The organism is Faecalibacterium sp. Marseille-Q4896, assembly GCF_017377615.1.
GTDB classification, from domain to species: Bacteria; Bacillota; Clostridia; order Oscillospirales; family Ruminococcaceae; genus Faecalibacterium; species Faecalibacterium taiwanense.
In genome coordinates, this window is record NZ_JAFREG010000001.1 from 435888 (window position 1) to 459663 (window position 23776).

Consider the following 23776-nt stretch of genomic DNA (forward strand, 5'->3'; position numbering starts at 1 on the left):
TTGACAATCCCTGAAAAAAGCACTATACTACAAACAGAAAAGGCGCTGTCCGCAATGGTCAGCTCCTTGCCCGTTTAGTCAAGAAAAGATTGACCGCACGAGTTGGTAGCTGGGCGGTCAGTCTTTTTTGCTATCATCGGCTTTGTGCTTGGAAAACATTGTCATGACCTCAACGGCCAGACGGATCACGTCCACGATCAGACCCAACAGTGTGAGAATGAAGGTGAGCAGTGCGAAGGTTTCCAACAGAGTCACCGGATATCCCTCCCTTCGCCTTCAAGGCTCCGGGAAGTTTCATTTTGCAAAAAAGTTCCACTCCCGGAACCTCTGCTTCGTTCTATGTAGAAAGAGCAGCGATAACGGGCAGGAAGCATGACCACCTGCGCTTGCAGACAGCACCTTAACGCCACCCTTCGGGGTGGCGTTTTTAGTTTAACATACTTTTTGACGAATTACAACTTTTTACAGCTCCTTTGCCAGCAGGTAGCGGTCGTGGCCGCCATACATTTCCCGCCGGGAGACGATGGCAAAACCGGACGCAAGGGCGTTGTGCAGGCTGTACTGGTTCTGCGGGCTGACGGTAGCACCGATGTGGGTGATTTTTTTCGGGAAAAGCGGCAGCGCTGCTTCCAGCATGAGCCGTTGCAGGCCGTTGCCGCGAAAATCTGCGTGGACGATGGCGCTGTCCGCATTGGCCCAGTGCTCCCACTCGGTGCGCGGTACATCCATGAAGGCCGCATAGTTGTGTGCGCTGCGCCCGCAGAAGCGCACGATGAGATACCCGCCAAGGCGGCTGCCCTGCCATGCGCCGATGCACAGATCATTGCGGACATAGGCCGTGATGTTTTCCAGCGTGTCCGGCACGAACTGCTCCGGGTCCGGCATGGCGGCGCGCACCTCGTTTTGCAAGGCGTACACCGCCGGGGCCTGCTCCGGCGTGCAGCGGCGCAGCTGCATGGACACCGGCGGCTGCACCGGCTGGCCGCAGATCTTGTGCAGAAAAACTTCCATCTTGCGTTTCCCTCCAAAATAAAATCATACTTTTTCGCTGTTTCCAGTATAAATGCCGCTTTTATAAATGTCAATTTATGTTATAATAAAGTATAAAGGGGTCTGCGGTGTATGGCGTGGTCACAAAGGTGCCGTGCGGCGCAGGCTTCAAGTCCCGGCGGGGCGCATCCCCTGCCCGTGAACGGAGGAACCGAACCATGAAGGAATCTGCACTTACCTCTTCCAACCGATTGGGCGGTGCTGTGATCAGCGACCGCATCGTTGCCAGTCTGCTGGAAGAGCTGCGCACCGGGCGCTATGCCCGGGCCGACCGTCTGCCCGCCGAGGTAGATCTTGCCGCTGAGCTGGGCGTGAGCCGCACCGTCATCCGCGATGCTTTGAGCGAGATGGAGCGCGCAGGCTATGTGGAGCGCGTGCGCGGCATTGGCACGGTGGTGAACCGCGCTGTGCTGAGCCTGCGCAGCCGGCTGGACCAGAAGCTGGAATACTACCCGCTGATCCGCAGCTTTGGCAGCTACCCCCACGCCGACGGCATTCAGGTATTTCCCATCCGTGCCGGTGAAGAGCTGGCCCGCGATCTGGAAATTGAGCCGGGCGACGACGTGATCTGCATCAAAAAGCGCATTCTGGCCGACACCACCCCGGTGATCTACTCCATCGACTACCTGCCCAGAGCACTGTTCGGTGCCAGAGACTACACCCGCATCGACCTGACCGGCGGCGTGTTCGATATTCTGGAACGGGAGTGCCACCAGCAGATCTCCTCCAACGTCGCCCACCTGAAGGCAAGCTGCGGCGACGATGCCATCCGCTCCGCCATGCGCCTTGCTCCGGGCGAGGCCATGCTGCTGCTGGACGAAGTGTGTTTCAATCGTTTGTGCCGCCCGGTGATGCGTTCGCTGAGCTACTACACAAACTTCTTTGATTTTTCCATTTTACGCAAGCTGCTCTAAACCAAAAAACTGACGGAGGTATGCACCCATGCGACATCTGATCGACCCGTTGGATTTTACCCAGCAGGAAATTTCCACTCTGCTCGACCTGGCCGACCGCATCCATGACGACCCGGCCGCGTATCAGGAGGTAGCCCGGCATAAAAAGCTGGCTACCCTGTTCTACGAGCCTTCCACCCGCACCCGCCTCTCCTTTGAGGCAGCCATGCTGAACCTTGGCGGCCATGTGCTGGGCTTTCCCAGTGAGAACGTGTCCAGCGCAAGCAAGGGCGAAAGCGTTGCCGACACCATCCGCGTGGTGTCCTGCTATGCGGACATCGTGGCCATGCGCCACCCCAAAGAGGGCGCACCGCTGCGCGCTTCCCGCTACTCCCGCATCCCGGTGATCAACGCGGGCGACGGCGGCCACCAGCACCCCACCCAGACCCTGACGGACCTCATGACCATCCGCCGCCGCATGGGACGGCTGGATGACCTGACCATCGGCCTGTGCGGCGATCTGAAATTCGGCCGCACCGTGCACTCCCTCATCAAGACCATGGCCCGCTGCAAGAACATCCGGTTCGTGCTTATCAGCCCGGAAGAGCTGCGCGTGCCGGACTACATCGTAAAGGACGTGCTGGAGGCCAACGGCATCCCCTACCAGGAGACCCGCAGTCTGGAGGAATCCATGTCGGAGCTGGACATCCTGTACATGACCCGCGTGCAGAAGGAGCGCTTCTTCAACGAGGAGGACTACATCCGCCTGAAGAACAGCTACATCCTCACCAAGGAAAAGATGAGCCTTGCAAAGCCGGATATGGCTGTGCTGCATCCCCTGCCCCGCGTCAACGAGATCGCACTGGACGTGGACGACGATCCCCGCGCCGCCTACTTTGAGCAGGTGCAGAACGGCGTGTATGTGCGTATGGCACTGATCATGACCCTGCTGGGCCTGCGCGACCCCAAGGCACCTAAGGAGGAAAACTGATATGCTGAACATCGATGAAATTCAGAACGGCATCGTGATCGACCACATCAAGGCAGGCACTGCCATTGGCCTGATGGACCTGCTGGGCATTGCGGGCAACCGCACCGCCAGCGTGGCGCTGATCCAGAATGCACGCAGCAGCAAGACCGCCAGCGGCCGCAAGGACATCATCAAGGTGGAGGGCGATGCTTCCTGGCTGAACCTGGATGTGCTGGCCTACCTTGACCCGGGCATCAGCGTGACCATCATTGAAAACGGCAAGGCCGTGCGCAAGGAAAAGCCGATGCCCCCCAAGCGCCTTGTGAACATTGTAAAATGCCGCAACCCCCGCTGCATCTCCTCCATTGAGGAAGAGTGCGACCAGATCTTTGAGCTGAGCTCCAACGGCAAATACCGCTGCATCTACTGCGAGCAGGAGCTGCAGGTAAAGCCGGAATAACGACACAGAAAAAGAGCTGCTGTATCAGGCAATTTTGCCGTACAGCAGCTCTTTTTTTGCAATAAAAAATCTGACGGAACTCTCACCGACGCAAATGCCCTGTGCGGCAGATGCTCCATTCCCACAAGCAGCACCTGCCGGACAGAAATGCGACGTACCGAGTGACTTTATCAGCAGCAAACCCCAAAGTTCGCCGTTGAAAGCCCCGCCAGATGAGCTGCGCAGCGCATGAGGACTGCACAGCGAAGAGCAAAGGGAAAACAGAGCAGCTTAACACGCACCGCTGCCCGGATCACTGCACAGGGGGCAAAGCTTCACCAGGTCTTCCTTTGGCCGCAAATCCGCCCTGCCCCGGCAGGAGGTCACCTTTACTGGCCTTAGTATAGCATTGTTGCGTGCCTGTTGCACAGAACATGTCATAAATTGTCGGTGCTCATGTCATGAACTGCGCACGGGATGGCGCAGGTAAACCGGAACCACCGGTCGCGGCAGCTCACGGTGTACTCGGCACCGTACTTGCGCAGCACGTCCTGCACATTGGCAAGGCCCATGCCGTGGCCGCTCTCCTTTTTGGTGGTGCCGGGCAGCTTGCCCTCCTCCAGCAGCAGGTCTTCCTGCACGCGGTTGCGCACCGAGATCAGGTATTCTTCCGGCGTTTTGCGGATGCGCACATACACCTCCGGCGGCAGGGCCTGCGCTGCGGCGCGGATGGCGTTGTCCAGAAGGTTGGAGAGCACGATGACCATATCCATGCTGTCGAAGGGCATCCGCTTGAGATCGCACAGGTCAAAGTAAATGTTCACGCCAACTTTTGCCGCTTCTTCGTATTTTTTGCTCAGAATGGAATCCAGCAGCGGGTTGTGGGTATCCATGATGGTGGTGCCCGCCGCCACCGTTTTGCTCACGCTGGCAATGTAGGCCTGTGCGCCTTTCAGATCTCCCTGATCCAGCAGGGCGGTAAGGGCTGTCATGTGGTTGGTGAACTCGTGGGTCAGGCGGCGCTGTTCCGTGTAGGAATCCAGCAGGGCTTCGGCACGCTGCTGTTCCAGCTGAGCACGGTAGCGGGAGTTCTGCCGCTGCACCACCTGATCGTTGAACATCTGCACGATGGCGATATGCACCAGCACCGCCACGCTCATGCCAAAGGTGAGCAGCATGGTCATCCGGGTAGCGGGCTGCTGGGTCCCTGTGACCATCAGCACGATGTTCAGCACCACAGCCACCCCGGGGAAAAAGGACATCACCAGCGCCTGCAGCGGCTGCAGAGCACACTTCTGGTTCCAGCTGTACAGGGAATGCGCAACTGCTGCACCCACGATAAGGTTCGCGGCGCACAGAGCGATCAGGCAGCCGGGGTGCTGCCATGCTTCGCCGGTGCGCACTCCTGTGAACCAGGAGTAGGTATAGTTGACCGTGTTCTCCACCAGCAGGCACATGGTGCCGTTGATCAGGCAGGCGGTGAGCTTATCGGCAAAGGTTCCGCCAAACAGCTGCGCCGTAACAAAAAGGTACAGCACATTGAGCAGGACGCTCTGCACATTGAAAAATGACATTCCTGTTGCGAGTGACAGGCCCAGCTGCCCCATACACAGCAGCTCTGCCCACAGAACCGGCCAGCGCAGTTTTCCCCTGCCCAGATAGGCCCACTCCACCAGAATAAAGGCGTTCCCCTGGACCAGACACACCAGATGCCCCAGCATCATTTCCGCAAATGCATCACTCATCCACATACTGCCCCTTCCATTCCAGATATGCGTTCTGGATGGCCGCATAGCCTGCGCGGCTCACGCTCAGCTCCACCCCGTTTTTCAGCAGGGCGCGGTAGCTGCGGATGCTGCGCACATATTTCATGTTCACCACATCGCTGCGGCTCACCTGCAAAAAGCCGTTCTCGTAGAGCATGGGCGGCAGGTCGGCGATCTTGCCGTAGTAGGTGCAGATGGGCTGGCGGGCAATGTCGCCGTAGATGTTGATCTGGCGCAGGTCGCTTTCCAGATAATAGATCTGATCCAGCGGAATTTCCGTTTCGGTGCGGTTGTGGTGCACCGTCAGGGTCTTGCGCTGGTCGGTCAGGGCGGCAAGCAGGTCGTCCAGACACTTGGGCAGGGTGCGCGCAATGTCCCGCTTGAGCAGGTAGCGGTAGGCGTTCACCGTGTAGCCTTCCAGCGCAAATTCCAGATAGGCCGAAACATACACCAGCATCAGGCCGGGGCACTTCTGCTTGAGCTGACGGCCCAGCACCATGCCGTTTGCACCGGGCATGTCCACGTCCAGAAACGCCAGCTGATACAGCTCCAGCCCCGGCGTTGCAAGCACCTCGGCTGCGCTGGTGCAGACGGCGGTGTGCACCTGCACGCTGCGGGCGGTAAAGTAGACGGTGACATATTCTGCCATGCGCGCGCCGAACGCCGCATCGTCGTCACAGATCAGGATATGCATGGAAGGTTCCTTTCTGCCGCAAAAGGCCCCTCTTGCAGTAAGAGGGGCCAAAGTAACTATCAGAGAAATTTATCGTAGAGGCCAAAGGCAAAGATGAACAGCACGATCACCGGCAGCACGCAGGTCAGGTAACCGCGCATCCAGTCGTGCATCTTGAGGCCCTTGCCGGTGTTGACTTCCTTTTTATAGTTGTCCCAGCCCCAGCCGTACCTGGTAACGCAGAACAGCAGGTACACCAAGCTGCCCAGCGGCAGGAACAGGTTGCTCACGAGGAAGTCCTCCAGATCCAGCACAGCGCCGCCGAACACGGCAAAGCCGTCCCATGCCCACACGTTGTAGCCCAGCACGCAGGGCAGCGAAAGCAGAGTGATGAGCACGAAGTTCACCAGACTGGACTTCTTGCGGCTGCAGCCGGTCAGCTCCATGCCGCAGCAGATGATGTTCTCGAACACGGCCAGCACGGTGGAAAGCGCTGCAAAGGCCATGAACAGGAAGAACAGGGAGCCCCACAACCGGCCCATGGCCATGTTGGCAAAGATGTTGGGCAGGGTAATGAAGATCAGGCTGGGGCCGCTGGTCTGGTCCACACCGTAGGTGAAGCAGGCCGGAAAGATGATGAGACCGGCGGTGATGGCCACGAAGGTATCCAGCACCACGATGCGGGCGGACTCGCCCAGCAGGGAGTGCTCCTTGCCGATGTAGCTGCCAAAGATGGACATTGCGCCAATGCCAAGGCTCAGGGTGAAGAAGGCCTGATTCATGGCGGACACCAGCGTGTTGACCACGCCCACCTCTTTCATGCGCCCAAAGTCGGGCACGAGGAAGAAGCTCAGGCCTTCCTTTGCGCCGGGCATGAACAGGCTGTTGACGGCCAGCACCACCATGATCACCAGCAGGGCGATCATCATGACCTTGGTCACGCGCTCAAGGCCGTTCTGCAGGCCCTTGGCGCATACAAAGATGCCCAGTGCCACCACGAACACCATCCAGAAGGTCATCACGCCGGGGTCTGCCAGCATTTCGGTAAACTTGCCAGCCACCTGATCGGCGTTCAGGCCTGCCAGCTTACCGGTGGCGGTCATGTAGAAATAGTGCAGCATCCAGCCTGCCACGGTGGTGTAGAACATCATGAGCAGATAGCAGCCAATGAGGGTGAGGTAGCCGTGGATGTGCCACTTCTGGCCCGGCTTTTCCAGTGCCTGATAGGCCCGCACCGGGCTTTTGCGGGAAGCGCGGCCCACCGCAAACTCCATGGTCATGATGGGCAGGCCCAGAATGATGAGGAAGATCAGGTAGAACAGCACGAACGCGCCGCCGCCGCCCTGACCGGCAATATAAGGGAACTTCCACACGTTGCCAATGCCGATGGCACAGCCCGCCGAAAGCAGAATGAAGCCCAGCCGGGACTTCAGTTTTTCTCTTTCCATGATTCCAAACTCCTTGTTTTCCGTTCTGCTCTGCCCTGCCCTTTGCGGGGCCGGGCGAAGCGTTGCTTTTGTATTATAGCACAAATTTGGTCGAAGAACAGGGGCGCTTCAGTGAGATGAACTTTTGTTGTCAAAAGTATTCTTTGTCTTTCCCGCGTGCACAGCCCGTCCTGCCGCAGGGTCGTACCGCAATTTTCGTTGCAGGTGCGTCCGTTTTCGGTGTATTTACGGCAGGCTGCAATTTTTCTCACCTGAAAGGTGAAGAGCTGACAGTTATTCACTTATATAAAAATGCCTTGCATAATAGCCGAGAACCATCTCTTGACAAACCAGCAAAAAGAAACTATACTACAAATAGAGAAGGTGCTGTCCGCAATGGTCAGCTCCCTCCGGCTAAGGAGTCAATAAGAATGACCGCTCACCGTTTGGAGACTGGGGCGGTCATTTCTTATTGTTATGGATCTCTTTGAAGATTGCCCATGCGATCTGAAATGTAATCCCAACTGTACCGCCAACAATGACGAACAGCTGCAGAACATCGTTCAACACCATGATGCATCCCCCCTTCCGCGTTTGCGAACGGGGGAACAAACAATAAGCTTTTACGTCCCCCGGACGCTTGCCGGAGGAAAGCATGACCACCTGCGCTTGCAGACAGCACCGAATCACCGCCTTTTCGGGCGGCATCTTTATGATATCATAAAAAATAACATTTTACAATAAAGAAAGCACCCGCTGTACAGGTGCTTTCTTTTCGTTTATATAGGTATATAGGCTTACTTGCGCTTTTTGGGGGCAGTACCCTTGCCCACCGGGCCGCGGGGGCGGCGCGCGGCAGCCTTGGACTGCACTGCGGCACTGCGGGTCTGGGCGCGGCCCTTGGCGGCAGCGGCACGCAGACCGTTGATCTCTGCCTTGGTCAGCTCACGATAGGTGCCGGGCTTGAGCATTCCCAGCTTTACCACGCCCTCGGCATTGCGCTTCAGGCGCACCACCTCAAGGCCCACGGTCTCGCACATGCGGCGGATCTCGCGGTTCTTGCCCTCTTTCAGGGTCATTTCCATCACGGTGCGGCCCGGCTCGTCGGTGACAACGTTGATGGCGCAGGGCATGGTCTTGGTGCCGTCGTCCAGCACAACGCCGCTGCTCAGCTTCAGGATCTGGCTTTCATCGGCGCGGGGCTGCACGGTGACGCGGTACAGCTTGGAGATGCCGCCCGACGGATGGGTGACGGCCTGCGCAAACGCGCCGTCGTTGGTCATGAGCAGCAGGCCCTCGCTGTCCTTATCCAGACGGCCCACCGGGTACAGGCGGGCGGGGATATCGCTCACCAGCTCCATCACGGTCTTGCGGCCCAGCTCGTCGCTGGCGGTGGTCACATAGCCGCGGGGCTTGTACAGGGCCAGATAGTACATCTGCTGATCCTTGCGGATATAGATGCGCTCGTCGTCCACGTGCAGCACGTCGCGGTTGGGGTCCATCTTGTCGCCCACCTTGACGGGGTGGCCGTTGACCTTCACGCGGCCCTCGGCAATGATCTGTTCGGCGGCACGGCGGGAGCAAAGTCCCTGCTCGGCCATGATCTTTTGAATACGTTCTTCTGCCATAATAAAACTCCTTGTGCGCCTCCCGGCGCTCAAAACGCGCACCTCTCCCCTGCTTTGGGGTGCGGGTGCGCCTGTATCAAAACTGTGAGTTGGAAGCTCACAGTTACGGCGATAGTAGTTAGCAGGCCAGCAGGGAGCTTTCTCCGCGAACAGCGACGGGTTGCGGCACCCAGCAGCCGCTTCGCTATCGCTTGCGTCTTGCTGGCCGCGGCCCCAACGGCAACTCCCTGTTTCCGCCGCTGGCGGCGGTCGTTGCCGTTGCAGGGCTCCAGTCCCGCCCCAACGCTTGCGCGCCGGGGCCCCACCCCCAGGACATTCGCTGGAGAAACTCCCTGCCGTCCTGCCGGGATCGGCACCGGATACTCCGGCAAGATGCGCGAAGCCATGTCTAAAGTGCAGGCTGCGACTAAAATCGACAGAAAAGCCTGCCGGGAAGTGCGAGGGCTACACCACGCTGGTGGTCTGGCGAGCGCAGGCGGGACGGAGTGTCCGGTGCCAAGCCCTCCACTTACTGCTCAGCAGGAGCAGCAGGCTCTTCCTTCTTTTCGTCCTTCTTGATGAGGGCGGCAACCTTGTCCACCAGCTCCGGCAGCATGGTCAGGGCACGGTTGATGGTATCGGCGTTGTCCGACAGCTGGATGGTGCGCACGCAGCCGTCCTTTACCACGAGGAAGGCCACCGGCTGGATGTTCACACCCGCACCGGAGCCGCCGCCGAACAGGTCCTTGTTGGCGGCGTTCTTGCCGTCAAAGTCGGTGCCGCCGGAGGCAAAGCCAAAGCTCACCTTGGAAACCGGCAGGATGGTGGTGCCGTCCTCGGTGATGATGGGCTTGCCAATGATGGTGTTGGAGTCCACCATCTGGTGGATCTTCTCCATGGTAACGTTCATCAGGCCCTGAATGGGATGCTCAGCCATAAAACAGCTCTCCTTTATCGGTTTGATTCGGGCAAAGGCCCGTTGTCTGCAGATCCGGATACACGTATAGTGTACCACATTATAGGAAGATGTCCAATACTTTTTTGCACCAGAACTCGTACAGCACCCGCACCGCCGCAAGAACGATGAACAGTGCCTGCGCGCTCACCCTGCAGGACACCCGGTCCTCCACGGTGGGCTGCCCGCTGCCAAAGTCCGGCAGGATGCGCAGCTCATCGAACTGCAGCCAGAGAAAGCGGTCCAGCACGCCCAGCACCGGGTACAGCCACGCCTGCAGCTTGCCGTAGCTGCGGGCAGCGGCGGCGGGGTCCTCCCCGCGCACACCAAGGCGCACCTGTATTTTTGTGATGCGCAGCGCACCGAACACAGCTTTGGTCAAAGTGCCCGCACCTTTGAGCATGGTGCAGAGGATCTCCAGCGTGATCTTTGCCTTTTTGCGCGGCTGGGCGGGCTTGTTTGCCTTGGCGGCAGCGGCGGCGGCCTTTTTGCGGGCCTTCTCCTCTGCCTTTTTCCGCTTGCGCTCGGCCCGCCATGCGGCAAACTTTGCCTTGACCTTGCCAAAACCCCTGGGCGGCTCCGGGTTTTCCGGTGCGGGCGGCGGCTCCGGCTTCGGGTACTGGAACACCGGGAAGGTGATGCCCAGCGCACCGGCCTTTACGGTGAGCACGCCGTGCTCCCAGCACAGGTCTGCGCAGAAGGGGCACAGCAGCAACAGCACCAGTAAGATCAGCACCACCAGCAGCAGAATGCCGATCACCCGGAGGATGAACAGCAGCACTGCGCCCAGCGCGGCGAGGAATGCTCCCATGCGTTACCCCTCACTTTCCGTCGGTGATGCGTTTGTTTCAGTCTCCTGCCCGTGCACCGGCGGCAGGTCGGCCAGAGAAGAAAGGCCGAACACCCGCAAAAAGGTGTCGGTGGTGCGGAAGCTCACCGGCCTGCCCGGCAGGTCAAGGCGTCCGGCTTCCTCAATGAGGCCCTTTTCCAGCAGGCCCGACACGCTGGACGAGGAATCCACGCCGCGCACCTGCTCGATGAAGGCGCGGGACACCGGCTGGTTGTAGGCGATCACGGTCAGGGTCTCCATGGCGGCGGGGCCAAGGGGCACTGCGCGGCGGCTGTCCAGCAGGCGGCGGATGCAGTCGGCCCACTCGGTCTTGGTGGCAAGCTGCCAGCGGGTGTTCAGGTGCAGCAGGCACAGGCCGCTGTCCTCCCGGGCGTAGCGCTCCCGCAGGGCTTCCAGCGCGGCTTCCACGCTGAGCTGCGGCAGCTGCACCGCCTGGGCCAGCTTGTCGGCACCAATGGGGTCGCCGCTGGCAAACAGCATGGCTTCCACGGCTGCACGGATCTGTTTCTGGTTCATTCCTTCTCCTTATCACGTTGGATGCGGCCCCGCTGCATGGTCAGCCGGCCCTCGTCGTCCAGCTTTACGCGGCCGCCGCGCACCAGCTCCAGCAAGGCCAGAAAGGTGGCCACGTTGGTGCTGCGGGTCTGCTGACGGCTGAACAGCTGGCTTATTTTTGCCGCTGTACCGGCAATCAGGTGCCGCAGAATGTACACCACCCGGCTCGTCACCGACACCATGGGCGCTGTGACCAGCGGCTCGAACTGCTGCTGGGTAGGCTCCCGGCGCAGCTTGGTGCGGCCGGAAAGAATGGCCCAGTCATCCGCCAGCACCTGCGGCGCATGGTGCAGGTCGTAGGTGTTATCGAACTCCATCTCCATGGGCGGACGCACAAAAACCGGCGCAGCTTCGGCCTTTTGGCGCAAAAGCGCAGCCATGCGGCGGCACTGGTCGTACTCGATCAGCTGGCCGGTGAACTCCTGCTTGAGCCGCTCGCCCTCTTCGCTGCGGGGCAAAAGCAGGTAGCTTTTCATCTCCACCAGCCGCGCGGCCATCTCGATGAAGGCGCTGGCGGCTTCCGGGTCCGGGTCGGCCCGCGCCACCGTGGCGGTGTACTGGTCGATCAGCTCCAGAATGGGGATGTTGTGCAGGTCCATCTTATGTTTGGCCACAAGCGCCAGCAATAATTCCAGCGGGCCGTCAAAATCTTCCAGATGGAAGGTCAGTTCTTCTGCCACGCTCACACCACCGTCCCAAGGCCGGCATAGTAGATGGAATACGCGATCTTATCAATGTAGCCGGTGCCCTTGCCCAGCAGCTCCCACACAATGTTGTTCAGGTAGTACAGGGGGGTATCCAGTGCGCCGAACCACACTGCCGCCAGCAGGGCGATCATGATATAGCGCTCGTACTTCATCAGGCCAAAGTAGATGCGCCGGGGCAGCACCACCAGCAGGATGCGGCTGCCGTCCAGCGGCGGCACCGGGATCAAGTTGAACACGGCAAGGCTCACGTTCATCAGCACAAGGTACTGCAGGAACATGGCAATGTAGATGGCGGCATCGTTCACCGGTGCCCAGTAGTACATGAGCTTCCACACCACCATGCCCACATAGGCAAGGAGGATGTTTGCCGCAGGGCCTGCCAGCGCGGTGAGGGCCATGCCCCACTTGGGGTTTTTAAAATTGCGGGGGTCGGTGGAGACGGGCTTTGCCCAGCCCACGCCCGCAAACACCATGCACAGCGTGCCCAGCAGGTCAAAGTGGGCAAGGGGATTCATGGAGAGCCGCCCCTGCCGCTTTGCGGTGTCGTCGCCCAGCAGCCATGCCGCCAGCGCGTGGCCGCACTCGTGGAAGGGGATGGCCACCAGCGCCACCAGCGCGCGGATGAGATAATAGATGCCCTGAGAGGTCATTCGATATTCCTGCCTTTTTTCAGTATACCATATATAATACTATTTTTTGAGGTTTTAGACAAGGGGTGTCCAGACGATTTAAAATGATCTCCGCTTCGCTCTGATCATTTCAGCGGAATTTTATTTTTAATTCGTGATTTGTCTACGAGTTGCGGCACCCAGCATTCGTTTCGTGCCTTGAACGGCACTCACGTCTTGCTGGCCGCTGCCCCAACAGCTTCTCCCTGTTTCCGCCACTGGCGGCGGTCGTCGCCGTTGCAGCCTGCGGGCTGCTCCAAATCACATTTTCACACAAGGGGTCGTAACAAAAAACAGCATCTGAGTGCATCGGGGCAGTTTTCCAAAAAACCGCAATATTTTTTGAAAAAAGGCTTGCATTTTGCCCGGTAATCTGCTACAATAGTCAAGCTGATTATTTTGATTCCTTACTTCACTGCAGGAGGTGCAAGTACCATGGCTAAATGTGAATGCTGCGGCAAGGGTGTTGCCTTTGGTATCAAGGTTTCTCACTCTCATCGTCGTTCCAACCGTACCTGGAAGCCGAATGTCCGTCGTGTCAAGGCGGTCGTTGAGGGTTCTCCCAAGTACGTCTACGCATGCTCCCGTTGCCTGCGCGCTGGCAAAGTTACCCGCGCTGTCTAATTTGGTGTATGTGGCCGGTCACTTTGTCGAGTGGCCGGCTTTTTTTGTTGCTGTAAGGAGGCAAAACACATGGCTCTGCCCAACGATCCCATCATGCTGCTGAGCGTGGTGAACCTGAAGCTGCGTGATTTTTACAAAAACCTCGATGCTCTGTGCGAAGACATGGATGCCGACAAGGCAGATCTGTGCGCAAAGCTCAAAGCTGTGGGCTACGAGTACGATGCCCAGCGCAACCAGTTCGTGTGATATTTCCAGAGAAAGCTTTCTTTTGATCGCTAACGACCGGCACCAACGTGCAGCGACTGCGCCCGGGCCGGTGAATATAGAAACAAGGAGTGCTTGATTTATGATCCAGGGTACCTATTACAAAGAGTGGAGCAGCGTGCTGAACCGCGAGATGGAGTTCAAGGTATACGGCAGCGCCGGTGTGCCGGTGCTGGCTCTGCCTGCCCGCGGCGGCCGCTTTTATGATTGGGAGAACAACGGTATGCCCGATGCCATTGCCCCGCTGCTGAACGAGGGCAAGGTGCAGCTGTTCTGCGCCGACAGCATTGACGGCGAGGCCGTACTGAACGGCGACATCCCGGTGCGCCGCCGCGCCGAGATGGAGGAAAAGTACTTCGTCTACCTTACCGCCGAGCTGGCTCCCCGGGTGCTGGCCCTGAACGGTGCCGCAAAGGATGCCAAGCTGTGGTGTGTGGGCATCGACCTTGGCGCTGTGCACGCCGTCAACTGCCGCCTGCGCCGTCCCAAGCTCTTTGCCGGTGCCATCGGCCTTTCCGGCATCTACGATCTGGCCCGCTTCTGGGGCAGTGAAGCCGACGATCTGGTGCTGCGCTGCTCTCCCCTGCAGTATCTGGCCGAGAACGGCATCGCCGACAAGCTGGCTCTGGCCAAGGCCAAGGAGAACAGCCTGATGCTCTGCGCCGGTCAGGGTGCCTACGAGGACGACGCCAAAGCCGACACGCAGGCGCTGGCCGATGTGCTGGCCGCACAGGGCCTGCCCGCCCACCTCGAGGTCTGGGGCGGCGATGTCTCCCACGAGTGGTACTGGTGGGGCAAGATGCTGGGCCTGTTTGTGCCGCGGATTCTGGAGAAGTAAAAGATATTTGATAGAGGGAAGGCATTTGCAGTGCCTTCCCTCTTTTTGTTTGTATTTTTCAATTCCCTACTTGATTTATCGGGTTTGCTGTGCTATACTCATGCTGTAAGACGTATACCCCCTATGGGTAAAGGAGATATTTTATGGACAACGAGAAAAAGCCCTGCTGCTGTTGCGGCACGCCCGCCCAGCCCGAAGCTGCCACGGCTCCGGCCGTTGACGCATCCGCTGCGCCCACCGAAAGCGTCACCCCCTCCTGCTGCCGCCACAAAGACCGCACCCCGGAGGAGCACAGGGCCCTGCTGAACCGGCTCAGCCGCATCGAGGGGCAGGTGCGCGGCATCCGCGGCATGCTGGAAAAGGATGCCTACTGCGTGGACATCCTTGTGCAGGTGGCGGCGGCGAACTCGGCGCTGAACAGCTTTTCCAAGGAGCTGCTGGCACAGCACATCTCCACCTGCGTGGCGGACGACCTGCGCGCGGGCAGCGAGGCAAAGCTGGACGAGCTGGTGAATCTGCTGCCCAAGCTCATGAAATAAGAAGCCCTTTCCTGTGCATACTCAACGTAGGAGTGATATTTTATGGAACAATACAACGTTACCGGCATGAGCTGCGCAGCCTGCTCCGCCCGGGTGGAGAAGGCCGTGAGCAAGGTGCCCGGCGTTGCCAGCTGTTCGGTAAGCCTGCTGACCAACTCCATGGGCGTGGAGGGCACCGCCAGCTCTGCCGAGATCATCAAGGCCGTGCAGGATGCCGGTTACGGTGCCAGCCCCAAGCGTGCAGGCGCGGCGGCTGCCAGCTCCACCAGCGCCGACCTTGACGCGCTGGCCGACCACGAGACCCCCAAGCTCAAGCGGCGGCTCATTGCGTCGCTGGGCTTTCTGCTGGTGCTGATGTACTTCTCCATGGGCCACATGATGTGGGGCTGGCCCCTGCCCCGCTGGTTCGACGGCAACCACATCGCCATGGGCCTTGTGCAGCTGCTGCTGGCGGGCATCGTCATGGTCATCAACCAGAAGTTCTTCATCAACGGCTTCAAGGGGCTCCTCCACGGCTCGCCCAACATGGACACGCTGGTGGCCATGGGTTCCATGGCAAGCTTTGTGTGGAGCACCTACGCCCTGTTCGCCATGACCCGCGCGCAGGTGGACGGCAACAGTGAGCTGGTCATGCACTATATGATGGAGTTCTACTTTGAGTCCGCTGCCATGATCTTGACCCTCATCACGGTGGGCAAGATGCTGGAGGCCCGCTCCAAGGGCAAGACCACCGACGCGCTCAAGAGCCTGATGAAGCTTGCCCCCAAGACCGCCACCCTGCTGCGGGACGGTGCCGAAGTGACCGTGCCCATCGAGCAGGTGCAGAAGGGGGACATCTTTGTGGTGCGCCCGGGCGAGAACATCCCCGTGGACGGCATCGTGCTGGAAGGCACCAGCGCCGTGAACGAGAGCGCCCTGACCGGCGAGAGCATCCCCGTGGACAAGGCTGCGGGCGACAAGGTGAGCGCTGCCACCACCAACCAGTCCGGCTTCCTGCAGTGCCGGGCCACCCGCGTGGGCGAGGACACCACCCTTGCCCAGATCATCCGGATGGTCAGCGATGCCGCCGCCACCAAGGCTCCCATTGCAAAAATCGCCGATACGGTGTCCGGTTTCTTCGTGCCTGCGGTCATTACCATCGCGGTGGTCACCACCATCGTGTGGCTGCTGCTGGGCCGGGAGCTGGGCTATGCGCTGGCCCGCGGCATCTCCGTGCTGGTCATCAGCTGCCCCTGTGCGCTGGGTCTGGCAACGCCGGTGGCCATCATGGTGGGCAACGGGCTGGGTGCAAAGAACGGCATCCTGTTCAAGACCGCCGCTTCGCTGGAAGCTGCAGGCCGCACCCAGATCGTGGCGCTGGACAAGACCGGCACCATCACCAGCGGTGAACCAAAAGTGACCGACATCCTGCCCGCCGAGGGCGTTTCCGAGACGGAGCTGCTCACCCTTGCCGCCGCACTGGAGCGCAAGAGCGAGCACCCGCTGGCAAAGGCCGTGCTGGCCTGCACCGACGCGCAGAAGCTCACCGCCCCCGAGGTATCCGGCTTTGCCGCCCTGCCGGGCAACGGTCTGGCCGCAAAGCTGGACGGTGTGGAGATCTTTGGCGGCAATGCGTCCTTTATCGGCACCAAAGTCACCGTGCCCGCACAGCTGCAGGAGAAGGCCGCAGCCCTTTCCGCACAGGGCAAAACGCCCCTGTTCTTCGGCGGAGCAGGCCGTCTGCTGGGCATCATCGCGGTGGCCGATACCATCAAGGAGGACAGCCCGCAGGCCATCCGGGAGCTGCAGGCCATGGGCATCCGCGTGGTCATGCTCACCGGTGACAACCAGCGCACCGCTGCTGCCATTGGCAGACAGGCCGGTGTGGACGAGGTGATCGCAGGCGTGCTGCCCGACGGCAAGGAAGCGGTCATCCGCCAGCTGCAGGCATCCGGCAAGGTGGCCATGGTGGGCGACGGCATCAACGATGCCCCGGCTCTGACCCGTGCCGACACCGGCATCGCCATCGGCGCAGGCACCGATGTTGCCATCGACGCGGCGGACGTGGTGCTGATGAACTCCAAGCTGTCGGACGTGCCCGCCGCCATCCGCCTGAGCCGCGCTGCCCTGCGCAACATCCACGAAAACCTGTTCTGGGCGTTCATCTACAACATCATCGGCATCCCGCTGGCCGCAGGCGTGTTCATCCCCTTCGGCCTGACGCTGAACCCCATGTTCGGTGCTGCTGCCATGAGCCTTTCCAGCTTCTGCGTGGTAAGCAACGCCCTGCGCCTGAACCTGTTCGACGTGCACAGCACAAAGCACGATCGTGCGGCAAAAAATGCTGCTTCCCTGCCCGCTGTCTCCGCACAGCCCGCAGCGGTTGCAAATAAAGAGAGTACCAAGGAGGACACTGCTATGAAAAAGACCCTGAAGGTGGAAGGCATGATGTGCGGCCACTGCGAAGCCCGCGTGAAGAAGGCTCTGGAAGCCCTGCCCGAGGTGGACGAGGCCGTGGTGAGCCACGAGGCCGGCACCGCCATCGTCACCCTGAACGCCGAGGTCGCCGACGACGTGCTGAAGAAGGCCGTTGAGGATCAGGACTACCCTGTGACCGGCATCCAGTAAACCGCCGCTGAATACGGAAAGGCCGCTGCATGTGAACCGTGCAGCGGCCTTTTGCATTGGGTTATGCTGTTTTCTTCACAGGAACGCTGTTTTCGTACAGCTCATGCGGGGCGATATCCTGCCCCTCTTCCCACTCGATGCCAATACCGCCCGGCAGCAGATGCACGGTAGCAAAGTAACGCTCATCCTGCAGCCTGCCGTACCACGAGCCGGTGGCATAAGGGGCTGCATCAAACAGCTTTACCTCGCCCGTCTCATAATAAAGGCAGAGCTTCAGCGGTTTTACGGGTTCCACCTTTGTCAGCTTCGGCTGTAACATCCAGAATCACTCCTTACTTCAGCGGGTCGATGCGGAAGAATTGTTCACCATTGCTCAGCAGCTTCCAGTTGGCTTCCAGATCCTCATGATGGATCACGATCCATGCCTCCAGCAGTTTCAGCTTGTTCTTCGGAAAGCTGCCTTCCAGAACCGTACCGTCCAGCGCAACCACGATCTCTTCACCGGAATATTCTGCGTGGATATGCGGCATATTATGCTTTCCACCCTGTTCGCGGTACATTCTGACAATGATGCCGTAAAAAATGCTCAGTACCGGCAATTGCACCACTTCCCTTCTCAGTGTCATTTTAACATACAGCAATCAGGTTTTCAAGGCGCATCAACGGCCTTTTTATCGTGTTTACAGGCTTTTAAAATTGATTCAGAATATCATGGTGTCCGATGTCCAACAGCAGAATGATCGTATCACCGTCGTACTGCCAGATGACCCGCACATCCATGTTTACGCTGAACTCGAACAAGTCTACCGTGCCTTGAATACGCTTTGTGCGCAGCGACGGATACAGCGGGTCCATTTCCAGAATTTCCAGCTTCTTTTTCAGCTGCGCCCGCTCCGCTGCGTTCAAACGCTTCAGGTTCTTTATGAATCGTTTGGTGTAGGTGATCTTGTAATTCATTCGTCCGCACCGTCCAGCGCTTCAAACAGTGCGTCCACAGTGTCGAACACCGGCTGCTCCCCTGCCGCAATTTTGGCCTTTGCTTCGTTGATCTCGCTGCGCAGCTCGTCCAGATACTTTTTGGGGTAAACGGCTACCGGCATCAGCTCGATCACGCCATCCTTCTCCACGATCTCCAGCTTGTCGCCCTCACGCAGGCCCATCTTCATTACAATATCCTTTGGAATGGTGATCTGGGATTTTGTCCTCAATTCCGTCAGCATCCTTCATTCTCCTTTGTGCGATTTTCTTACTTTCTCACTTTTATTATACTCTGCTTTTTTCAAAAAGCAACCATGCACCATAAAATTTTACAAAGCGTCGTTTCTGTGGGTTCTTATTGTATTTCGTCAGAAAGTATGTTAAACTAAAAATGCCGCCCCAAAGGGTGGCGTTAAGGTGCTGTCTGCAAGCGCAGGTGGTCATGCTTCCCTCCGGCAAGCGTCCGGGGGACGTAAAAGCTTATTGTTTGTTCCCCCGTTCGCAAACGCGGAAGGGGGGATGCATCATGGTGTTGAACGATGTTCTGCAGCTGTTCGTCATTGTTGGCGGTACAGTTGGGATTACATTTCAGATCGCATGGGCAATCTTCAAAGAGATCCATAACAATAAGAAATGACCGCCCCTGTCTCCAAACGGTAAGCGGTCATTCTTATTGATCCAACCGGAAGGAGCTGACCATTGCGGACAGCACCTTTTCTATTTGTAGTATAGTTATTTTTTGCCGTTTTGTCAAGAGAAGGTGCCCGCCTTCTCTTTTACTTTCCCCATTTTCCTGTGCATTTTCACCCCGGAAGCTGTGGCTTTTTGCGCAAAAACTATTTGTTGACACGTTGTTTTTTCAGAGTTATACTTATAGCAACAACATTTGGTTTTGCTTCCAGTTATAAACCACAGCGAAAGGAGAAATGTATTTTGGGAGTATCCATTCAGGACCGCACAGACTTTCTGAACATGCTGGATGCCTGCAGGACCGAGCAGCAGCTGTTCAGCCGCCTGACCTTTGCGGTAATGTTCCACCAGACCGACCCGGCTGCACGGGAAGACCTGCTGGACGACGTGCGCGGCGCAGCCTGCAACATGCAGCTGCCCGCCGTCAATTACAAGATCGATCAATGGCTCAACACCTGCAAGCAGGCGTGGCAGGCCGACCCCGCAGCCTTTATGGCAGCCGTGAACGCGGACGCAAAGCAGCGCAAGCTTGCGCTGGAGGGCAGCGCGGTGCAGCCCGGCCTGCTGGCCGATGTGCCCATGCAGAGCGTGGCGTGGCTGGTGCCGCAGCTGCTGCCGCTGGGCGAAGTGTCTCTGCTGGGTGCCGACGGCGGCACCGGCAAGGGCATCTGGCAGGCACAGCTCATTGCCTATGTGACGGCGGGCAAGACCTCCGGCTTTTTTCCGCTGCCGCCGCAGCAGACCGGCAAGGTGCTGCTGCTTGCGGGCGAGGACGACCCCGGCAAGGTGCTCAAGGCCCGTCTGCTGGCGGCCGGGGCCGACATGAACCGGGTGCTGGTGCTGACCGCCGACGACTACTTTGGCAAGACCGGCCAGCCCCTTACCCTCAAGGATCAGGCACTGGCGGATTTTGCCGCCAAGGCCGGGCCGCTGCTGCTCATCGTGGACCCGCTGCAGAGCTTTCTGCCCGCCGATGTGGAGATGGCAAGCCGCAACCAGATGCGCAGTGCCCTGCTGCCGCTGCGCGCCATTGCCGCAAAGCAGGGCTGCGCGGTGCTCATCGTGATGCACTCCAACAAAAAGCAGGGCGTTTCCGGCCGCGCACGTCTGGCCGACAGCTCGGATATCTGGGACATGGCCCGCAGCGTGCTGATGATGGGCCGCGCCAAGAACGACGGCAAAATTTATCTCAGCCACGAGAAAAACAGCTACGCCCGCCCCCAGCAGACGGTGCTGCTGCACATCGACGATGTGGAGGTGGAGGGCGTAAAGACCGCGCGGGCCGTGTTTGACGGCTACACCGACAAGAAGGATGCCGACTTCATTGAGGAGCGGCGGGTGCGCACGGCGGAGACCCGGCAGGACACCCGCAGCGCCATCCTGAACGTTCTGTCCGAGAGCCGCCTTGGGTCGATGCCCAGCAACGAGCTGCGCGCCGCCGTCCTGCGGGAGATTGGGTGCAGTGACAGTACATACAACCGTGTGTACAGTGACCTCACGAAGTCCAGCCAAATCGCAAAGCAAGCGATACGTGGAAAAGATGGCAGGAATCGCTGGTATACCTGCTACTGTGGAGAAACATCTGACAAAGTTCCATTTTAAATACTTATCTACGTTATAAATTTGATGTTTGTCAGCTTGACAAAGTTCGGATATTTGACAAAGTTGGAACTTTCTCAGAACAATGGAACTTTCTCACCTTGACAAAGTTACTTTTCAATCGTTGTATCATTTAAAAGTTTAAACTTGCTCAGATAACGCTCCTACAGTAGCACCTGATAAAGTTCCCTGAAACCGCAGGCTGCGTGCTGGCAGCTTTCTCCGCGAACAGCCCGGAACCCACGGTTCCGCCCCTGTGCTTACGCACGGGGCCCCACTTCCCGGACATTCGCTGGAGAAACTCCCAGCCCACAGCCCAGCACGCGGCCCGCACCTTAACTTCTCGCCAGCTCCTCCACCGTGATGCAGCACACGGCAAAGGCCAGCAGGGCGCAGTCCAGCGGGACACGGCGCAGCACCACCACCCGTTCGGTCAGGGTGGTAAAGGTCTGCACGGCCTGCACCGGCACGGTGCTGCCCAGCCAGAACAGCGCCACCGAAAGCGGCAGATGCACCGCCCGCGCTGCCAGCAAAGGCCGCAGCGAGATCTCGGCCGGGCAGATGGTGCGCACCTGCAAAAGTACCGACACCCCCTGCACACTGAGCGCCGCACAGCACAGCGTGCTGGCCCACAGCCCGGTGCGGGCGGCCTGATCGCAGCCGGAACACACTTCCAGCAGCATGGCGGGCAGCGCCGCCCACGGCTGTGGCAGCAATGCCCCGCACCCTGCCGCCAGCAGCCGGAAGTACAGCACAAAGCCGCAGAGCTTCAGGTAGGTCACTGCCGCCTGCGCGATCACCGCGTCCAGTGCGGGCAGCTGAATGGTTTCCCCCTGCGCGGGTGGAGCCTGCCCGGCCCCGCCCTGCATCCTGCACAGCAGCGCCGCCGTGAGGTATCCCGCCAGCAGCTGGGCCGCAAACAGCCGCACCCCCACCGCGCGGCTGCCCAGCATCTGCTGCCCTACCGTGAGGATGACAAAGGACGGCCCGCTGCACACACAGGCGGGCAGCAGCGCCGAGGCCTGCCGGGAGGTGAGCTGACCGGTGCGCACGGCTTCGGACGCAGCCACCGCCGCCGGTGCAAAGCCCCCCAAGGCCCCAATGAGCAGCACGCCGCCCGCGCCCTTTGCCCGGATGCCCATGAGCCGCGCCGCAGGCCGGAACACAAAGCCCAGCCACTGCCCGGCCCCGCAGCCTGCCGCCAGCGCCGATACGATGAGGAACGGAAACAGCGATACCAGCAGCGGCCCGCCGCACAGCCGCAGCCCCGCCTGCAGGGCATCGGCACAGCGCTGCGGCGCGGCAAACACCAGAAACGCCGTGTACCCTGCCAGCGCCAGCAGCACGCCCCGCCGGAAATTCCAGCTTCGATTCATAACTCAGCCCTCCGCATCCATATATATGTAGCAGCGCGCCGCGGGCAGAACTGCGGGATGGGAGGGAATGGGATGTGTGCCAAGCGCAAAAAGCGGCTTTTGCTGCAAAGCTGGCTGGCCCTGCTGTTCCGTCAGCCGCCGCAGGGCTTTTACCACGCCCCTGCCGTCTACCTGAGCGGGGGCCGCATGGAGGTGGAGCACTTTTGCCGCATCCTGACCTACAGCCCCGACCGGCTGTGCCTGCAGATGCCCCATGGCCGGTTGACCATCTACGGCGACGGGCTGAAGATCGTCACCCTTACCGCCAGCCGCCTGACCTTGCGGGGGCGGTTCGTGCGCACGGACTTTGCGGATGACTAGGAGGTGCTCATGGAACCGGTAAGCCTTTGGGCCGCGGTGGAGTTCACCGCATGCAATGGCAGCACCGAAGCCCTGCTTACCGCTGCCGCCCGGGCCGGGCTGCATCCCTACGGGGTAACGGCCCTGCCGGGAGGGTTTGGCGGGCGGTGCGCCGCGTGGCAGTACCCGCGCCTTGCCGCGCTGGCCCGCAAGCACCGGGTGCGGCTGCGCATCCGCCGGAAGCTGGGGCTGTATTTCTGCCTGCGCCCCTTGCTGCGCCGGGCCGGGCTTTGGGCGGGGCTGGCGGTGTTTGTGCCGCTGCTGCTCTTTGCACAGCAATTCGTCTGGTATGCGGACACCTCTTCCCTCACCACCGGACAGGCTGCGCGGGCCTGCGCCGTCCTGCGGGAAGCGGGCCTGCAGCCCGGTGCGGCTGTGACCGAGGCAAAGCTCACCGCCGGGGAGTACGCCCTTTTGCACAGCGGCGAGTTCTCCTGGGCCAGCCTGAATTTTGCCAAAGGGCGGCTGGTGGTGGAAGCCGCCGCGGCCAAGCCCAAGCCGGACATTGCCGCCGGAACGCTGCACGGCATCCGGGCAAAATGCGGCGGCACTGTTCTGCGCACGAACCTTACCAGCGGCACCATGCTGGTGCAGCCGGGCCAGCAGGTGGAAGCCGGGCAGGGCCTCATTGGCACAGCCCGCGCCGAGCGGGACGGCACCCTGATCTTTGCGCCCGCCGCCGGAACGGTGGTTGCGCAGTTTGAGTGGAGCGACACCCGCACCGTGCCCTTGGAAGAGACGGTGCAGCAGTACACCGGCGCGTGCACCCGCACATACCGGGTGACAGCGTTCGGGCACACCTTCTCCCTGCCCGCCGTGCCTGCGCCGGAACATGCGGCGGTGATCCTCCGGCACTTCCAGCCGGAGGTGCCGCTTCTGGGCCTTGCCCTGCCCTGCTCTGTGGAGGAGACCTGCCGCTATGTGCAGCAGCCGGAAACGCTGCACCGCACCGAAGCGCAGGCCGCTGCGCTGGCCCGGCTGCAAAGCCTGCAGGCGCTGTACGCCGCATGGCCGGACGCGGAGCACATCGCCCGCAAAGAGGACTGCACCGTGAACGGCAATGTACTGGACTATACCGTCACCTACACCGTGGCAGCGGACATCTGCGGGTGAAAGGATTCCCATTGTAATTCGCCAAAAAGTATGTTAAACTAAAAATACCGCCTGAAAAGGCGGTGATTAGGTGCTGTCTGCAAGCGCAGGTGGTCATGCTTCCCTCCGGCAAGCGTCCGGGGGACGTAAAAGCTTATTGTTTGTTCCCCCGTTCGCAAACGCGGAAGGGGGGATGCATCATGGTGTTGA

Annotated in this window: 27 protein-coding genes; 11 read left to right on the plus strand and 16 right to left on the minus strand. The window is 59.9% G+C overall.

The window, feature by feature from the left end; translation table 11 throughout:
• Positions 1-117: 117 nt before the first annotated feature.
• Together J3348_RS02310 and J3348_RS02315 are read right to left on the minus strand one after the other, a co-directional pair.
• On the minus strand, positions 118-255 hold the full coding sequence (locus J3348_RS02310; RefSeq protein WP_207698216.1) for a hypothetical protein: 138 nt from the start codon (positions 253-255) through the stop codon (positions 118-120).
• 207 nt (positions 256-462) lie between these two features.
• On the minus strand, positions 463-1011 hold the full coding sequence (locus J3348_RS02315) for a GNAT family N-acetyltransferase (RefSeq protein ID WP_097774894.1): 549 nt from the start codon (positions 1009-1011) through the stop codon (positions 463-465).
• Positions 1012-1208: 197 nt separating this feature from the next.
• Between J3348_RS02315 and J3348_RS02320 the strand changes: the two genes are divergently transcribed.
• Genes J3348_RS02320 through J3348_RS02330 form a run of 3 tightly spaced genes read left to right on the plus strand, consistent with a single transcriptional unit; the run spans position 1209 to position 3373 of the window.
• Complete coding sequence (locus J3348_RS02320) at positions 1209-1964, plus strand: GntR family transcriptional regulator (protein WP_097777907.1); 756 nt, start codon at positions 1209-1211, stop codon at positions 1962-1964.
• Between the two features lie 28 nt (positions 1965-1992).
• The gene (gene pyrB / locus J3348_RS02325; RefSeq protein ID WP_005941232.1) at positions 1993-2934 is read left to right on the plus strand and encodes an aspartate carbamoyltransferase; all 942 of its coding nucleotides are present in this window, start codon (positions 1993-1995) and stop codon (positions 2932-2934) included.
• 1 nt (position 2935) lies between these two features.
• On the plus strand, positions 2936-3373 hold the full coding sequence (locus tag J3348_RS02330) for an aspartate carbamoyltransferase regulatory subunit (protein ID WP_005941235.1): 438 nt from the start codon (positions 2936-2938) through the stop codon (positions 3371-3373).
• 416 nt (positions 3374-3789) lie between these two features.
• On the opposite strand, the gene J3348_RS02335 is transcribed toward J3348_RS02330, so the two are convergent.
• From J3348_RS02335 to J3348_RS02375, 9 genes are all read right to left on the minus strand, one after another.
• Complete coding sequence (locus J3348_RS02335; RefSeq protein WP_242702834.1) at positions 3790-5097, minus strand: sensor histidine kinase; 1308 nt, start codon at positions 5095-5097, stop codon at positions 3790-3792.
• Positions 5090-5812, minus strand: a complete 723-nt coding sequence (locus J3348_RS02340; protein WP_207698218.1) for a LytTR family DNA-binding domain-containing protein — start codon at positions 5810-5812, stop codon at positions 5090-5092. Before J3348_RS02340 ends, J3348_RS02335 begins: the two co-directional genes overlap by 8 nt.
• Positions 5813-5871: 59 nt before the next feature.
• Complete coding sequence (locus tag J3348_RS02345; RefSeq protein ID WP_207698219.1) at positions 5872-7239, minus strand: sodium-dependent transporter; 1368 nt, start codon at positions 7237-7239, stop codon at positions 5872-5874.
• Positions 7240-8015: 776 nt separating this feature from the next.
• The gene (locus J3348_RS02350; RefSeq protein WP_207698220.1) at positions 8016-8846 is read right to left on the minus strand and encodes a pseudouridine synthase; all 831 of its coding nucleotides are present in this window, start codon (positions 8844-8846) and stop codon (positions 8016-8018) included.
• A gap of 508 nt (positions 8847-9354) precedes the next feature.
• On the minus strand, positions 9355-9762 hold the full coding sequence (gene ytfJ, locus J3348_RS02355; protein WP_005941263.1) for a GerW family sporulation protein: 408 nt from the start codon (positions 9760-9762) through the stop codon (positions 9355-9357).
• A 79-nt stretch (positions 9763-9841) separates the two neighbouring features.
• Positions 9842-10591 (minus strand): DUF2953 domain-containing protein, encoded by a 750-nt coding sequence (locus J3348_RS02360; RefSeq protein WP_207698221.1) that lies wholly within the window; start codon positions 10589-10591, stop codon positions 9842-9844.
• Positions 10592-10594: 3 nt separating this feature from the next.
• Positions 10595-11146, minus strand: coding sequence for an SMC-Scp complex subunit ScpB (scpB, locus tag J3348_RS02365; RefSeq protein WP_005941268.1), 552 nt, complete (start codon positions 11144-11146; stop codon positions 10595-10597).
• A complete protein-coding gene (locus tag J3348_RS02370) occupies positions 11143-11865 on the minus strand; it encodes a segregation/condensation protein A (RefSeq protein ID WP_207698222.1) in 723 nt (240 codons plus the stop codon). The genes scpB and J3348_RS02370 overlap by 4 nt, the downstream gene beginning before the upstream one ends.
• A gap of 2 nt (positions 11866-11867) precedes the next feature.
• Positions 11868-12542: a site-2 protease family protein gene (locus J3348_RS02375; protein WP_207698223.1), complete on the minus strand. Its 675-nt coding sequence runs from the start codon at positions 12540-12542 to the stop codon at positions 11868-11870.
• A gap of 453 nt (positions 12543-12995) precedes the next feature.
• On the opposite strand from J3348_RS02375, the gene rpmB reads away from it, so the two are divergent.
• The 5 genes from rpmB (at position 12996) to J3348_RS02400 (ending at position 17432) form a co-directional block, all read left to right on the plus strand.
• Positions 12996-13184, plus strand: a complete 189-nt coding sequence (rpmB, locus tag J3348_RS02380; protein WP_082210844.1) for a 50S ribosomal protein L28 — start codon at positions 12996-12998, stop codon at positions 13182-13184.
• A gap of 69 nt (positions 13185-13253) precedes the next feature.
• Positions 13254-13430, plus strand: a complete 177-nt coding sequence (locus tag J3348_RS02385) for a DUF4250 domain-containing protein (RefSeq protein ID WP_097774886.1) — start codon at positions 13254-13256, stop codon at positions 13428-13430.
• Between the two features lie 100 nt (positions 13431-13530).
• Positions 13531-14286 (plus strand): alpha/beta hydrolase-fold protein, encoded by a 756-nt coding sequence (locus J3348_RS02390; protein ID WP_097801858.1) that lies wholly within the window; start codon positions 13531-13533, stop codon positions 14284-14286.
• Positions 14287-14429: 143 nt separating this feature from the next.
• Positions 14430-14825, plus strand: a complete 396-nt coding sequence (locus J3348_RS02395) for a metal-sensing transcriptional repressor (protein ID WP_207698224.1) — start codon at positions 14430-14432, stop codon at positions 14823-14825.
• A gap of 42 nt (positions 14826-14867) precedes the next feature.
• A complete protein-coding gene (locus J3348_RS02400; RefSeq protein WP_207698225.1) occupies positions 14868-17432 on the plus strand; it encodes a heavy metal translocating P-type ATPase in 2565 nt (854 codons plus the stop codon).
• A gap of 61 nt (positions 17433-17493) precedes the next feature.
• On the opposite strand, the gene J3348_RS02405 is transcribed toward J3348_RS02400, so the two are convergent.
• The 4 genes from J3348_RS02405 to J3348_RS02420 form a co-directional block, all read right to left on the minus strand.
• Positions 17494-17751 (minus strand): DUF2442 domain-containing protein, encoded by a 258-nt coding sequence (locus J3348_RS02405; RefSeq protein ID WP_097777914.1) that lies wholly within the window; start codon positions 17749-17751, stop codon positions 17494-17496.
• Positions 17752-17764: 13 nt separating this feature from the next.
• On the minus strand, positions 17765-18031 hold the full coding sequence (locus J3348_RS02410; RefSeq protein WP_097777915.1) for a DUF4160 domain-containing protein: 267 nt from the start codon (positions 18029-18031) through the stop codon (positions 17765-17767).
• A 91-nt stretch (positions 18032-18122) separates the two neighbouring features.
• A complete protein-coding gene (locus tag J3348_RS02415; protein WP_097774883.1) occupies positions 18123-18389 on the minus strand; it encodes a type II toxin-antitoxin system mRNA interferase toxin, RelE/StbE family in 267 nt (88 codons plus the stop codon).
• Complete coding sequence (locus tag J3348_RS02420) at positions 18386-18652, minus strand: AbrB/MazE/SpoVT family DNA-binding domain-containing protein (protein WP_097774882.1); 267 nt, start codon at positions 18650-18652, stop codon at positions 18386-18388. Before J3348_RS02420 ends, J3348_RS02415 begins: the two co-directional genes overlap by 4 nt.
• Positions 18653-19343: 691 nt before the next feature.
• Between J3348_RS02420 and J3348_RS02425 the strand changes: the two genes are divergently transcribed.
• A complete protein-coding gene (locus J3348_RS02425) occupies positions 19344-20702 on the plus strand; it encodes an AAA family ATPase (protein ID WP_207698226.1) in 1359 nt (452 codons plus the stop codon).
• Positions 20703-21034: 332 nt separating this feature from the next.
• On the opposite strand, the gene J3348_RS02430 is transcribed toward J3348_RS02425, so the two are convergent.
• A complete protein-coding gene (locus J3348_RS02430; protein WP_097777917.1) occupies positions 21035-22075 on the minus strand; it encodes a hypothetical protein in 1041 nt (346 codons plus the stop codon).
• A gap of 72 nt (positions 22076-22147) precedes the next feature.
• On the opposite strand from J3348_RS02430, the gene J3348_RS02435 reads away from it, so the two are divergent.
• Entirely contained in the window at positions 22148-22435 is a 288-nt protein-coding gene (locus J3348_RS02435) for a YabP/YqfC family sporulation protein (protein WP_242702835.1), read from the plus strand.
• Positions 22436-22444: 9 nt separating this feature from the next.
• Complete coding sequence (locus J3348_RS02440; RefSeq protein WP_207698227.1) at positions 22445-23587, plus strand: sporulation protein YqfD; 1143 nt, start codon at positions 22445-22447, stop codon at positions 23585-23587.
• Positions 23588-23776 lie beyond the last annotated feature (189 nt).

Coding starts and splice junctions, on each gene's coding strand:
- J3348_RS02315 (WP_097774894.1), bottom strand. CDS start 1,011: ATGGAAGTTTTTCTGCACAAGATCTGCGGCCAGCCGGTGCAGCCGCCG.
- J3348_RS02320 (WP_097777907.1), top strand. CDS start 1,209: ATGAAGGAATCTGCACTTACCTCTTCCAACCGATTGGGCGGTGCTGTG.
- pyrB (WP_005941232.1), top strand. CDS start 1,993: ATGCGACATCTGATCGACCCGTTGGATTTTACCCAGCAGGAAATTTCC.
- J3348_RS02330 (WP_005941235.1), top strand. CDS start 2,936: ATGCTGAACATCGATGAAATTCAGAACGGCATCGTGATCGACCACATC.
- J3348_RS02335 (WP_242702834.1), bottom strand. CDS start 5,097: ATGAGTGATGCATTTGCGGAAATGATGCTGGGGCATCTGGTGTGTCTG.
- J3348_RS02340 (WP_207698218.1), bottom strand. CDS start 5,812: ATGCATATCCTGATCTGTGACGACGATGCGGCGTTCGGCGCGCGCATG.
- J3348_RS02345 (WP_207698219.1), bottom strand. CDS start 7,239: ATGGAAAGAGAAAAACTGAAGTCCCGGCTGGGCTTCATTCTGCTTTCG.
- J3348_RS02350 (WP_207698220.1), bottom strand. CDS start 8,846: ATGGCAGAAGAACGTATTCAAAAGATCATGGCCGAGCAGGGACTTTGC.
- ytfJ (WP_005941263.1), bottom strand. CDS start 9,762: ATGGCTGAGCATCCCATTCAGGGCCTGATGAACGTTACCATGGAGAAG.
- J3348_RS02360 (WP_207698221.1), bottom strand. CDS start 10,591: ATGGGAGCATTCCTCGCCGCGCTGGGCGCAGTGCTGCTGTTCATCCTC.
- scpB (WP_005941268.1), bottom strand. CDS start 11,146: ATGAACCAGAAACAGATCCGTGCAGCCGTGGAAGCCATGCTGTTTGCC.
- J3348_RS02375 (WP_207698223.1), bottom strand. CDS start 12,542: ATGACCTCTCAGGGCATCTATTATCTCATCCGCGCGCTGGTGGCGCTG.
- rpmB (WP_082210844.1), top strand. CDS start 12,996: ATGGCTAAATGTGAATGCTGCGGCAAGGGTGTTGCCTTTGGTATCAAG.
- J3348_RS02385 (WP_097774886.1), top strand. CDS start 13,254: ATGGCTCTGCCCAACGATCCCATCATGCTGCTGAGCGTGGTGAACCTG.
- J3348_RS02390 (WP_097801858.1), top strand. CDS start 13,531: ATGATCCAGGGTACCTATTACAAAGAGTGGAGCAGCGTGCTGAACCGC.
- J3348_RS02395 (WP_207698224.1), top strand. CDS start 14,430: ATGGACAACGAGAAAAAGCCCTGCTGCTGTTGCGGCACGCCCGCCCAG.
- J3348_RS02400 (WP_207698225.1), top strand. CDS start 14,868: ATGGAACAATACAACGTTACCGGCATGAGCTGCGCAGCCTGCTCCGCC.
- J3348_RS02405 (WP_097777914.1), bottom strand. CDS start 17,751: ATGTTACAGCCGAAGCTGACAAAGGTGGAACCCGTAAAACCGCTGAAG.
- J3348_RS02415 (WP_097774883.1), bottom strand. CDS start 18,389: ATGAATTACAAGATCACCTACACCAAACGATTCATAAAGAACCTGAAG.
- J3348_RS02420 (WP_097774882.1), bottom strand. CDS start 18,652: ATGCTGACGGAATTGAGGACAAAATCCCAGATCACCATTCCAAAGGAT.
- J3348_RS02430 (WP_097777917.1), bottom strand. CDS start 22,075: ATGAATCGAAGCTGGAATTTCCGGCGGGGCGTGCTGCTGGCGCTGGCA.
- J3348_RS02435 (WP_242702835.1), top strand. CDS start 22,148: ATGTGTGCCAAGCGCAAAAAGCGGCTTTTGCTGCAAAGCTGGCTGGCC.
- J3348_RS02440 (WP_207698227.1), top strand. CDS start 22,445: ATGGAACCGGTAAGCCTTTGGGCCGCGGTGGAGTTCACCGCATGCAAT.